Raw genomic sequence first — 13,214 nt, forward strand, 5'->3', positions numbered from 1 at the left:
TTCTACTCTCATCGCCTTGCTATCCCGCCACACAAGACATCCTCTCGGTCCACTTTGCATACGCAAAATAAAACAGAAGGACACATCGGAACATATTGAAACAGGCTGGTCAATAAAATTAGGAAAACTGTTCTGTTGGCGCAACACTTCGATTTATCCAGAAAATAGGCATGCAGAAACGCATCCAGGCTAAATGAAAACATTCGCGGACGATAACAAAACTTACTTGGGATGCCTGAAAACAGTGGCTTTGCGCCAATGGAATTAGAAAATTACCGGAAGAATCCGTTCTAAAAAAGATGAATATCAATAACCCGAAAAATAAATGACGCGCAAGACGTCATTACTTTACGGGAGGAGGCGACATATAAAATGTGAAGCCACTTCGCAATATATCGATCAGACCTTTTATGAATGGATCTATATAAAAAAATCCTCGACATAATCTCAAAACAAAATCCCGCCCTCCATCGAAGAAGCGATAGCGACGAGATACAGCGCTGCTCTTTTCCTGGAATGCGAGCAGACCAAAGATACAGAATTGCGCCGGTAAGAAACAAAACACTATCAAATCACACGCAATGGCAAGGCGTCAACAAAATCAAGCGACCACAACAAAAAAGCAACACAAATTTACCTGAAAAATAAGCCCAGGATTTGCGTGCCCCAACAAGGGGCGGCGGACGCACCAGCAACGCGCCGGCTCGCACCAGTTTGTGGCAGCCAGAAAACGCCTCCAGGTCCCGCCACGGCACCGCGGCGACAATGCGAACAGACGGCACTGCCGCCTGTTGCCCCTCCCCAAAAAGTCCGGGTAAATCTAAGCGGTGAACGATGTGGAGGTAAAATAGCGCCTTGATGCCCTCACACGGCGCCACACACTCTCCGCTAGATACGGAGCCCGGCAATTTTTGAAAATACACACCATGTTGCGACTCAACGAAGTAAAACTCCCCCTCGAACACGACGATGCAGCCCTGCCGGCCGCGATCCTGGCCCGCCTCGGCATAGCCGCGGAGGAACTGCTCGGCTTCACCGTCTTCAAGCGCAGCTACGACGCGCGCAAGCGCAGCGCCGTGGTGTTGATTTACTCGCTGCATGTGGAAGTCAAGAATGAAGCGGCCGTGCTGGCGCGCCTGGGCCACGATATCCACCTGATGCCCGCGCCCGACACCGACTATAAATTCGTCGCCGGCGGCGAACAGCTGGCCGGCCATACCAATGAACCGCGTCCCATCGTCATCGGCACGGGCCCCTGCGGCCTGTTCGTGGCGCTGATCCTGGCGCAGATGGGCTTGCGCCCCCTCATCCTGGAACGGGGCAAGCAGGTACGCGAGCGCACCGTCGACACCTTCGGCTTCTGGCGCAAGCGCGAACTGAACCCGGAATCGAACGTGCAGTTCGGCGAAGGCGGCGCCGGCACCTTCTCGGACGGCAAGCTGTACAGCCAGATCAAGGACCCCAAGCACTACGGCCGCAAGGTGCTGACGGAATTCGTCAAGGCGGGCGCGCCCGAAGAAATCATGTACGTGAGCAAGCCGCACATCGGCACTTTCCGCCTGGTCAAGATGGTGGAAGAGATGCGCGCGAATATCGAACAGCTGGGCGGCGAATACCGTTTCAGCAGCAAAGTGGTCGATCTCGACATCGTGCCCGGCCCGGACGGCGGCCAGGTGCGCGGCGTGGTGCTGGACAATGGCGAGACCATCGCCAGCAACCACGTCGTGCTGGCCATCGGCCACAGCGCGCGCGACACCTTCGAGATGCTGCACAAGCGCGGCGTGTACATCGAAGCGAAACCGTTCTCGATCGGTTTCCGCGTGGAACACCCGCAATCGTTGATCGACAGCTGCCGCTTCGGCCCCAGCGCCGGTCACCCGATCCTGGGCGCGGCCGACTACAAGCTGGTGCACCACGCCAGCAATGGCCGTTCCGTCTACAGCTTCTGCATGTGCCCGGGCGGCACGGTGGTGGCGGCCGCATCCGAACCGGGCCGCCTGGTGACGAACGGCATGAGCCAGTATTCGCGCAATGAACGCAACGCCAACAGCGCCATCGTCGTCGGCATCACGCCCGCCGACTACCCGGGCGACCCGCTGGCCGGCATGGCCCTGCAGCGCGAACTGGAAGAGCGCGCGTTCGCCCTCGGCGGCGGCAACTACGATGCGCCAGGACAATTGGTCGGCGACTTCGTGGCCGGCCGCGCCTCGACGGAATTCGGCAGCGTGGTGCCTTCTTACAAGCCGGCCGTGCACCTGACGGACCTGGCGCCCTCGCTGCCCGAATACGCGATCACGGCCCTGCGCGAGGCGTTTCCGGCGTTCAACAAGCAGATCAAGGGCTACTACAAGGCTGACGCCGTGCTGACGGGCGTGGAAACGCGCACCTCGTCGCCGATCCGCATCAAGCGCCGCGACGATGACCTGCAAAGCCTGAATACACGGGGACTGTTCCCCGCCGGCGAAGGCGCCGGCTATGCGGGCGGCATCCTGTCGGCGGCCGTCGACGGCATCAAGGTGGCCGAGGCGGTGGCCCTGTCGATGGCGGCGCGCGGCTAGGCCGTGCCCTCCCCGCCGTGCGGCGGGATGAAAAAACCGGCACATTCACGGGCCGGTTTTTTTATGCCTGCGTACCTCGTTAAAACTTGTACGAGGCATTCAGGTAACCAGTACGGCCGCGCGGATCGTAGTAGCGGTCGTCATAGCCGAATTGCTGGCCGCGGTTCACGCCGGACGTCGATGGCACGAATGGCGGACTCTTGTCGGTCAGGTTCAGCACGCCGACGGTCAGCACCCAGCTCTTGCTTGGAGTCCACACCGTTTGCCAGTCGAGGGTCGAATAGAAGCCCGCCTGCATGCGGATCTTTTCCTGCCCCGTCACAGCACCCGAAGCGTCAAGCACGTCGACCGACGTTTCCTGATCCTTGTAGCCGGACAGGAAGTTGACCGTCAGCGAGTTGGCCCAGTTGCCCGTTTTCAGGGTATTCGTCCACTGGCCGCGCGTGCGGAAAGTCACCGTGCCCAGATCGGCAAAGTTGCCCAGCGCCGAATAATACCTGCCGTTGCGTTCCAGCTGCACATCCTCGCGCAGCATTTGCGTCGCGTTCAGCTGCGACGTGAACAGGCCGATGCCGGAGCGGTAACGGGCGCTGATATCGATGTCGACACCGGTGGCGAACGATTTACCCAAGTTCTGGTTGTCAGCCAGGAAGGCCAGGTAGGTGGTACCCGTGCCCACGTCCTTGTTGACGCCCCAGGATTTCGGGAAATTGGCCGGATTGGCGAATACCAGCTGTTCGGTCAGCTGACCGAAGGAATCGCGGATCTGCACATGCCACAGGTCGGCGCCCAGGGTGATGGCGTTGATCGGTTCGTAACGGAAGCCGATAGTTGCCTGTTTCGATTTCTCCGGCTGCAATTCGCGGTTGCCGCCGGCCAGCTGGTCGTACTGGCGGTTACCTGGCTGGCATTGCGCATTGAGACGCGTGGCGATCGCCTGCAAGGCTGGCGAGCAGGTGTACTTGTCGCTGGTGACGCCATAGCCGCGCTGCAAGGCGTTGACTTGTGGCACTGTCGGCGCATGGAAACCATTGCCGACCGAACCGCGGATCAGCAAGGTGGGTGCCGGCGTCCACTTGAAGCTGGCCTTGGCCGTGGTGGCGCCGCCAAAGTCCGAGAATTCATCGAAACGCAAGGCGGCGCCTAATTCCAGCTCTTTCAGTACAGGCGCGATGACTTCGCCAAAAATGCCTTTCGACGTACGGCTGGCGCTGTACGGCTGGCTGCTGGCCGCGTCGCCGAAACGCTGGTCGCATTCCAGTCCGGTCGTGCCGCCGCACAAGGTGCCCTTCACGGGATCGGCCAGGATGCCTTGCGCAAACGGACTCGGCTTGGCAGAGAATTCCTCGCGGTTGATGTTCACGCCCATGCCCAGCATCATCGCGCCGCCAGGCAGTCGCCGCAGTTCCGTCGAGCCATTCAGGTTAATCGTTTGCAGGCGCGAAGTGCCACCGTCCCAGTAACCGGAGTACGCGGCAGCCTTGATGGCTTCCTGTGCCGCGGGAGACTGCTTGCCCGGGCCGACGAAGGGGTCGAGCAAGCCGCTCGACGTGAGGTTATTGACAGCAATGGCGCCAGGATAACCGGAAATACTGCCTTTTACGCGGCTTTCGGAGAAGTTGTAGGCAGCGTTATAGTCCCATCCGGCCAGAACGCCGCGCGTGCCGACCACCACGCTGGCAAAATCCGCCGTATCTTTCGAGGTACGCTGGCCCATGTCGAACAAGCGGTAGAACGCCGTGCTGTCGCCGGTAATTCCAGCTGGCACTAAATACTTGTCATGCAGCGGCGTGCCCGCATCGACGGCGATCGCGCCAGGTACGGGAGCGATACGCGAAGTTTGTTTCGTGCGTGACAGCAATACGTCTGCATATACTTCCTGGCCGGCGATCTTGAAGGTGCCCGATGCCATGAAGTTGTCGCGTTTGCGCTCCGGATAGATTTCCAGGTCCTTGGTGAAGTCATAGCCGCAGTAGTCATCGGCCAGGCCGCTGCCATCGTTGTACGGTTCGATCACGCGGAACGTCTTTTCCGGGCAGGAGCCGTTGGCCTTCTGGTAAGGGCTGATCAGCTGGCCATTGTCATCGGTGGCATTGGCGGGAATCGGGCTGGGCGAAAACTGCTGCTTCTGATAGCGCTTGCCATTGGCCGAGAATTGCACCTTGCCCGTGCTGGCGAACTTGCGGTCGACGGAAGCGAGCTTGTCGCGCTCGTCATGACCAAAGGTCAGCACCACGTTGTAGCCATCTTCGTCCAGGTTGCCAAAGCCCTTGGTGGCGCTGAGGCGTTTCTCACGCGCACCGTTTTTTGGCGCGGAGTAGCCGATGGACACATCGCCGATCGTCGTATCGTGCTTGGTAATGAAGTTGACCACGCCGGCGATGGCATCGGCACCGTACAGGGCGGAGGCGCCATCGGTCAGCAATTCCACGCGTTCAATTGCCGAGATAGGGATCGAATTCAAGTCGAAGCCAGCGGCGAAACCGGTCAGCGTCTGGCCGCCGAACTGGGCCAGGCGCTTGCCGTTCAGCAAGACGAGCGTACGCGTCTCACCCACGTTATGCACGGAAATACCGGAGAAACCGAAGGTGCTGCCGCCAACCGAGGAACTTTCGCTGGTGGCCCCCTGGGCGGAAGAGAGCTTCTTGACCAGATCGGTGACCGAGGTGGCGCCCGATGTACGGATGGCTTCGGCGGTCAGGACGGTGACCGGCAAGGCGCCTTCGGCGGCGATACGCTTGATCGACGAGCCGGTGACTTCGACACGCTGGATCTGCGTATCGGCGCCCTGCGCATCTTGTGCGATCGCGGACTGCGAAACAACGGACATGGCGGCAACTACACCACCGGCGCAGACGATGCGAACTGCACGAGAGATGACGGTTTCTTTAAGCATGGTGAACCCTTTTTCATTTGTACGGTTATATATGACTCCGGATTTTTTACCCGGATTGCACTCGTTCATCTAAAGGAAACGCCTCGCACGGCACCCGATCAGACACCGTGAAGTCCGCTGGGACACGTGTACAGAAATGGCACTAGGCAACTAAAAGTCAACTAGACAACTACATAGAATCACAGCAAGAATATGAGTGTCAACAGAACTCAGCATGCGTATGGCGTACATACAACATATGAAAAGCAGGGCAAAAAGGGATGGAGTGGCTTCTCCCGGCTAGCCGGGAGGCCGCGCGGTATCAACTGGCCAGCGGCAGCCTGATCTGTATATGACAGCCGGGAGTGCAGTCGATGGCGCACACCTGGCCGCCCAGTTGCTGCACGATGGTGTAGACGATGTGCATGCCCAGGCCGGAGCCGCCCTGGCCACGCTTGGTGGTGAAAAACGGTTCAAACATGTGTTCGCGCACGGCCGGCGCCAGGCCGATGCCGTCGTCCGAAAAGTCCAGCAGCAGCCAGCGCAAGGCCGCATCATCCTCGTCCGCCTCGATGCGCGCACGTATCGTGATGCGCCCCGGCCCGCCCTGCGGATAGCCGTGGCGGGCGCTGTTCATCAGCAGGTTCGAGAGGATTTGCGACAGCTTGCCGGCCGCCAGGCGCACCTGGCAATCGGGCGCGATATCGAGTTCCACGCCCAGCGCCGCCTTGCGCAGTTCCGGACTGTGCGCCGACACCAGGCCGTGCACGTAGTCGTGCAGCGCCAGGTCGGCCACGTACTCGCTGACCTGGTCCACGGCCAGCTGCTTGAAATTGCCGATCAGGTCGGCGGCGCGCGCCAGGTTACGCTCAATCAATGCCGCCGCGCCTTTGAGGGATTCGGCAATGTCGATCAGTTCGGCACGGCTGACCTTGGCGCCGCCCAGCAGCTGCACCAGCTGGTCGGCATAGCTGCCCATGCTCGACGCCGCCGTCAGCGCCACGCCGATGGGCGTGTTGACCTCGTGCGACACGCCCGCCACCAGCGAACCGAGGGCCGCCATCTGTTCCTGCTCGATCAGGTTGGCCTGCGCCGCCAGCAGCGATTCGGTGCGCACGCGCACGATTTCTTCCAGCTGCTGGGTGCGCTCCTGGTGCTGCAGCTCGGCCGCGCCGCGCGCCGAGAAGATCGACAGCAGCAGCAGGGCCAGCAAGCGCTTGTTTTCATCGATGGGACGCGTGTCGATGGCCGACAGGATGCCCAGGGTCTTGCCATCGGTATCGATCAGCGGCATGCCGACATAGCTTTCCGCATGCATGTCGACCAGGAGGGTATCGAGTGGAAAGCGACGCTGGATATCGCTGCCGTGAAAACACATGCTCTGGCAGGTCACGTCCTGGCAAGGCGTGTGCTGCAGGCTGTATTCGATGTTCGGCTGGTAGCCGTCGCCGCCCCACAGGGCCAGGGTGCGGATGCCCTCGCTGCCATCGTCCATGCGCACCAGCCGCCCGGCGATCACATAGTGCACGTCGAGCGCTTCGGCCAGGTCCTTGACGAGGATGCGCAGGAAGTCGTCGCCACGGGCGTGCGCCGTCGAGGCAGTGATCGAGCGCAGGGCCGCCTCCGCCAGGGTGCGCCGCTGCTCGGGATCGAACAGGGGTTCTTGCGAATTCACATCGAACAACGGAATACTCATGAATGCTCCTGCGCGGCACGGGAAGCGCAGGCAAAGCTGCCGGCGCGGCGATCCTCAGCAAAGGCCCGGGTCAACGGACTTGCCGCGATTGTACCCCTGGCTATTGTTTAATAATACAGATACACAGGAAATTTTTATAGCCAGCCGGAACGCTTGAACAAGTAATACATATAACCGCAGACACAGCTCATCACTGCCACGGCGGCCGGATAGCCATAATGCCAGTCCAGTTCCGGCATGAACTTGAAGTTCATGCCCCAGATGCCGGCAAACGCGGTAAACACGGCAAAGATGGCGGCCCAGGCCGCCAATTGCTTGTTCACTTCGCTCTCGTCGATGGCCACCATCGACAGATTCACCTGGATGGCCGTGCTGATCGTGTCGCGGATGGTGTCGAGCGTGCCGTTGATGCGCGCCAGATGGTCGTGCACGTCGCGGAAATACTCCTGGGTATCGTGGCACAGGGGCGGCACGCGTCCGCCGTGCAGCTTGCCCACCGCTTCCATCAGGGGCGCCACCACGTGGCGCAAGACCATGACCTTGCGTTTCAATTGATACAGCCGCTCGATATTGTCGCGCTCGGTGCCCCGGTCGAAGATGCGGTCCTCGATCAGTTCCAGCTCCGATTCCAGCGCGTCGAGCACGGGAAAGTAACGGTCGACGACGGCGTCCATCAGCGCGTACAGCACGAAGGCCGAGCCCTGGCGCAGCAAGTGCGGTTCGCGCTCGGCACGCGCGCGCACGCCCAGGAAACCTTGCGAGCTGTTGCTGCGCGACGAAAGCACGTAATTGGCGCCGACAAAGATGTCGACTTCGCCCAATACCAGTTCATTCTCGACCATTTCCACGGTTTTCACCACGGCAAACAGAGAATCGCCATATTCCTCGATCTTCGGGCGCTGGTGGCCCCGCTGCGCGTCTTCCACCGCCAGTTCGTGCAGGCAAAACTCATGCTGCATCTGTTTCAGCTCGTCCGGCGTGGCGTCGAGCAGGGCCACCCAGACGAAGCAATCGGGGCGCTCGACGTAATCGCTGATATCGTCGATCGGCAAGTCGGCCAGTTTTTTGCCATCCTGGTAGGCCACGCAGTTTATGAGCATACAGTTCCACAATCAAATGAAGACCGGACGAAACAGTCCGGCAGGCGCCAGCTTACCTTATCGCCAGCCATTGTTGTGGGTGTTGTGGCGTGCCAGGGACGCCAGGAAGGGAAGCGGACGGGGCGGGGCCCCGTCCGGACGGCAATCAGTCGTCCTTGGCGCCGTCGATGCCCAGCTCGGAGATCTTGCGGGTGATGGTGTTGCGGCCGATGCCCAGGCGCACGGCGGCGTCGTTCTTGCGCCCGTGCGTATGCTTGAGCGCCGTCTTGATCAGGGCCGATTCGAATTGCCGCCCCAGCACGGCCATGACTTCCTGCTGTCCCGCGCCCAGCATGCCGGCCGCCTGCAATTCCAGCAAGCCGATCCATCCCGGCGGCGCGCCGTTGGCGGGCGCGGCCGCTTCGAAGACCTGGCCGCCCTGCGGATGGGCAACGGCTGCGGGTACGGTCTCGCCCGCCGCCGCGCCGGCTGCGCCATCGCCCTGTCCCTGCGTCAATTCCAGCGGCAAGTCCTTGATTTCCACCGTCTGGCCCGGCGCCATGACGGTGATCCAGTTGCACAGATTTTCCAGCTGGCGCACATTGCCGGGCAAATCGAGGCTGCTGAGGAACTGCATCGTCGGCTCGCTCATGCGCTTGGCTTCCACGCCCAGCTGGCGCGCGCTTTGCACCAGGAAGTGGCGCACCAGGATGGGGATATCCTCGCGCCGCTCCCGCAAACTGGGCAGGCGCAAGCGGATCACGTTCAGGCGGTGATACAAGTCTTCGCGGAACAGGCCGTCACGCACGCGCTGCTCGAGGTTCTGGTGCGTGGCGGTAATCACCCGCACGTTTGCTTTCATGGGCTGATGGCCGCCGACGCGGTAGAAATGGCCGTCGGACAGCACGCGCAGCAAACGCGTCTGCAGGTCGAACGGCATGTCGCCGATTTCATCGAGGAACAAAGTGCCGTTCTCGGCTTGCTCGAAGCGGCCCCGGCGCGTCGTCTGCGCGCCCGTGAACGCCCCCCGCTCATGGCCGAACAGTTCGGATTCCAGCAAATCCTTGGGGATCGCCGCCGTGTTCAGGGCAATGAACGGTTGCGCCGCGCGCGGACTGTGCTTGTGCAGCGCGCGCGCCACGAGTTCCTTGCCGGAACCGGATTCGCCCGTGATGAGCACCGTCACATTCGATTGCGACAAACGGCCGATGGCGCGGAAGACTTCCTGCATGGCCGGCGCCTGGCCGAGGATTTCCGGCGTTTCCGACGGGCCCGATTCGACGCTGGTCTCGCGCAGGCTTTCTTCCAGCGCGCGGCGGATCAGCTCGACGGCCTTGTCGATGTCGAAGGGCTTGGCCAGGTATTCGAAAGCGCCGCCCTGGAAGGCCGCGACGGCCGAATCGAGGTCGGAAAAGGCCGTGATGATGATGACCGGCAAGCCGGGAAAGCGCGACTTGACCGTCTGCAGCAATTCCAGGCCGGACGCGCCCGGCATGCGGATGTCGGACACGAGCACTTGCGGCGTGTCAAATTCCAGCGCGGCGATGGCGTCGCGCGCATTGGCAAAACTCTTGGTGGCGAGATTTTCCCGCGCCAGGGCTTTTTCCAGCACCCAGCGGATTGATTCGTCGTCGTCAACTATCCAGATTGGCTTCATTAGTGTGTGCGTCCCGCAATGGATTTCATGGGTGGGATACTGCCTCGCTTATGGCAAGGGGAGAACGATCCTGAAATCGGTGTATCCAGGCCGGCTTTCGCACTCGATCACGCCCAGGTGCTGTTGCACGAAGGTTTGCGCCAAGGTCAGTCCCAACCCGCTGCCGCCTTCCCTGCCCGACACCAGCGGGTAGAAAATCCGGTCGCGGATCTGGGGTGCGATGCCCGGTCCATTGTCAATGATATGCAAGTCTAATGCCAGGTTGTAGCGGACCTTGGCCAGGGTCACCTGGCGCGCCACGCGCGTCTTGAAAATCAGCTCCGCGTCACCCGCCTCGATGCGCTCGGCCAGCGCCTGCGCCGCGTTATGCGCGATGTTGAGCACGGTCTGTATCAGCTGCTCCTTGTCGCCGCGAAACTCGGGGATCGAGGCGTCGTAATCGCGCGAAATGGTCAGTCCGCTGGGAAACTCGGCCAGGATCAGGCTGCGCACCCTTTCGCACACTTCATGGATATTCACGTCGCCCACGATGTGCGGGCGGCGGTGCGGCGCCAGCAGGCGGTCGACCAGCGTCTGCAGGCGGTCCGCTTCCTTGATGATGACTTGCGTATATTCGCGCAATTCGCTCAGGTGCAAGGCCGGCAATTCCAGCTCCAGCAGCTGGGCCGCGCCGCGGATGCCGCCCAGCGGGTTCTTGATTTCATGCGCCAGGTTGCGGATCAGCTCCTTGTTGACCTGGCTCTGGTCGAGGATGCGCTCCTCGCGGTCAAGTTTTAATTGCTGCACGTTCTCGCGCAACTCGATCAGCACGCCGTCGCGCGGTGCGTCGAGGGCGCTGACGATGCTGTGCACGCGCAGCGGCTCGCGCCCCAGCCGTTCCAGGCTCAGGTCCTGGCGCAAATCGGAAAATTTATGTTCGAGCGCCTGCGCGCAGATGCCGGCCAGCTCCTCGGGGTTGAGGAACAGCGCCGTCAGCTTTTGCCGCGACAGCGCCTTTAATGAGCTTTCCAGCAGGTTTTCCGCCGCCGCGTTGGCATAGCTGATGCGGCCGTCGCCATCGAGCAGGATCACGGCTGAAGCGAGCAGATCAAGGCCTGCCAGGTGGGCGGGACGGCTGGAATGGTTGTCTAGTGTCATGTGCTTTACCGAATATTCGCGATCTCGCGTTTCAGGGCCTCGACGTTCTGCTGTGTCCGGCTGATGTTGTCCTTCAGCTGCGCCACCCGTTCCTGGTATTTCGCATAGTTACGCTCGTTGCCCTGGCGCTCGGGTTGTCCGCCGTTAAATTCCAGGCGCTGCGCCGCCAGTTTCTGCTCTTCGCTGCGCAATTCGTCCTGCAGGATCTGGCGCCGGTCCAGGTCGCGCGCGCGCTGCTCGGCGCCATCGACCTTGGGAAACGCGCCGGCGGCCGGCGCCGCCGTGGCCGCCGCCTGTGTGGCCGGCCGGGCAGGCGCGCCGGCCAGCGGCGCCGTCTTGCGGGGCGGCTCCGTCATGGCGCCCGGTAAATCGAGCAGCTGGCAATGCGCGCCAGCCCGCTTGTCCGTGTACGTCTTGTGTCCCTGCGCATCGGCGCACACATACAACTGCCCGTGCGCCTGTGCCGCCGCGCCCAGCAATCCTGCCATCAGCGCCATTCTGTAATGCTTGGTCAATCTCTACTCCTGTCGGCACATGCCGCATCGTTCCTGGGCCGACTATACAACAAGGCACTGTGGCGCCATAACAAAAACGCGGGCAAGACCATCGCCTCACCCGCGTTTTTTATTCACTACCGGCACGTTGCCGGCGTGGCGCCATTACAGCGAGTAGTACATGTCGAACTCGGCAGGATGCGTGGTCATGCGCATGCGCTGCACGTCCTGCATTTTCAGTTCCAGGTACGCGTCGATCATCGAATCGCTGAACACGCCGCCACGGGTCAGGAACTCGCGGTCCTTGTCCAGGGCTTCCAGTGCTTCTTCCAGCGAAGCGCACACGGTAGGGATCAGTGCGTCTTCTTCCGGCGGCAGATGGTACAGATCTTTCGAGGCGGCTTCGCCCGGATGGATCTTGTTGGCAACGCCGTCCAGGCCGGCCATCAGCAGTGCGGCGAAGCACAGGTACGGATTCGCCAGTGGATCCGGGAAGCGCGCTTCGACGCGGCGGCCTTTTGGATTGGCCACGTGCGGGATACGGATCGAGGCGGAACGGTTTTTCGCCGAGTACGCCAGTTTCACCGGCGCTTCGTAGCCTGGTACCAGACGCTTGTACGAGTTGGTGCCAGGGTTGGTGATCGCGTTCAGCGCCTTGGCGTGCTTGATGATGCCGCCGATGTAGTACAGGGCGAAATCGGACAGGCCGGCATAGCCGTCGCCAGCGAACAGGTTTTTGCCATCTTTCCATACGGATTGATGCACGTGCATGCCCGAACCGTTGTCGCCAACGATAGGTTTCGGCATGAAGGTGGCGGTCTTGCCATAGCTGTGCGCCACGTTCCACACCACGTATTTCAGGTTTTGCGTCCAGTCGGCGCGCTCGACCAGGGTCGAGAACTTGGTGCCGATTTCATTCTGGCCGGCGCCGGCCACTTCGTGATGATGTACCTCAACCGGGATGCCCAGCGATTCCAGGATCAGGCACATTTCCGAACGCATGTCCTGGAAGCTGTCCACTGGTGGCACGGGGAAATAGCCGCCCTTGACGGTAGGACGGTGGCCGCTGTTGCCGCCTTCGATATCCTTGCCGGTCGACCACGAACCCTCGTCCGAACCGATCTTGACGAAGCAGCCCGACATGTCGATCTTCCAGCGCACGCTGTCGAAGATGAAGAATTCCGGCTCAGGGCCGAAGTAGGCGGTGTCGCCCATGCCCGACGATTTCAGATAGGCTTCGGCGCGTTTCGCGATCGAGCGCGGGTCGCGGTCGTAGCCCTTGCCGTCCGACGGTTCGATCACGTCGCACTGCATGAACAAGGTCGTTTCTTCCATGAACGGGTCGATATTGGCCGTGTTTGGATCCGGCAGCAAGATCATGTCGGACGCTTCGATACCTTTCCAGCCAGCGATCGAAGAACCGTCAAAGGCGTGGCCCGACTCGAATTTGTCCATGTCGAAGTGCGACACGGGAACCGTCACGTGCTGCTCTTTACCACGGGTATCAGCAAAGCGGAAATCAACGAATTTGACTTCGTTTTCTTCTACCATCTTCAAGACTTCTGCGGCTGTCATTGCCATGCGTATCTCCTAAATGAATGTGGGGTGAGCCGACCTTAGTGCGTCTGGGCTGATGAAGCGAAGCAAACATTGCGTGCCACCAAAACTCATAAGGATCATAGCAGATTCCATGCCAGCTCCCGGAGCCGCCTGGCGCC

8 protein-coding genes are annotated in these 13,214 nt (G+C 61.1%); 1 reads left to right on the plus strand and 7 read right to left on the minus strand.

Annotated elements, in window-relative coordinates; genetic code table 11:
* Positions 1-926: 926 nt before the first annotated feature.
* Positions 927-2,558 (plus strand): NAD(P)/FAD-dependent oxidoreductase, encoded by a 1,632-nt coding sequence (locus tag ACRHIG_RS28795; RefSeq protein ID WP_475417427.1) that lies wholly within the window; start codon positions 927-929, stop codon positions 2,556-2,558.
* Positions 2,559-2,637: 79 nt separating this feature from the next.
* Here ACRHIG_RS28795 and ACRHIG_RS28800 read toward each other — a convergent pair whose 3' ends face one another.
* The 7 genes from ACRHIG_RS28800 to glnA all read right to left on the minus strand — a co-directional run bounded on the left by ACRHIG_RS28800 (position 2,638) and on the right by glnA (position 13,077).
* Positions 2,638-5,454, minus strand: a complete 2,817-nt coding sequence (locus ACRHIG_RS28800; protein WP_489628727.1) for a TonB-dependent receptor plug domain-containing protein — start codon at positions 5,452-5,454, stop codon at positions 2,638-2,640.
* A 301-nt stretch (positions 5,455-5,755) separates the two neighbouring features.
* Entirely contained in the window at positions 5,756-7,129 is a 1,374-nt protein-coding gene (locus tag ACRHIG_RS28805) for an ATP-binding protein (RefSeq protein ID WP_475417429.1), read from the minus strand.
* A gap of 134 nt (positions 7,130-7,263) precedes the next feature.
* A complete protein-coding gene (corA, locus tag ACRHIG_RS28810; RefSeq protein WP_034760218.1) occupies positions 7,264-8,229 on the minus strand; it encodes a magnesium/cobalt transporter CorA in 966 nt (321 codons plus the stop codon).
* 145 nt (positions 8,230-8,374) lie between these two features.
* Positions 8,375-9,865: a nitrogen regulation protein NR(I) gene (ntrC, locus tag ACRHIG_RS28815; protein WP_489628728.1), complete on the minus strand. Its 1,491-nt coding sequence runs from the start codon at positions 9,863-9,865 to the stop codon at positions 8,375-8,377.
* A gap of 48 nt (positions 9,866-9,913) precedes the next feature.
* A complete protein-coding gene (gene glnL, locus ACRHIG_RS28820; RefSeq protein WP_070291140.1) occupies positions 9,914-11,002 on the minus strand; it encodes a nitrogen regulation protein NR(II) in 1,089 nt (362 codons plus the stop codon).
* 5 nt (positions 11,003-11,007) lie between these two features.
* The gene (locus tag ACRHIG_RS28825) at positions 11,008-11,490 is read right to left on the minus strand and encodes a DUF4124 domain-containing protein (protein WP_128140903.1); all 483 of its coding nucleotides are present in this window, start codon (positions 11,488-11,490) and stop codon (positions 11,008-11,010) included.
* Between the two features lie 171 nt (positions 11,491-11,661).
* Positions 11,662-13,077, minus strand: coding sequence for a type I glutamate--ammonia ligase (glnA, locus tag ACRHIG_RS28830; protein ID WP_070219258.1), 1,416 nt, complete (start codon positions 13,075-13,077; stop codon positions 11,662-11,664).
* Positions 13,078-13,214: the final 137 nt, after the last annotated feature.

This window comes from Janthinobacterium sp. C22 (genome assembly GCF_057919405.1).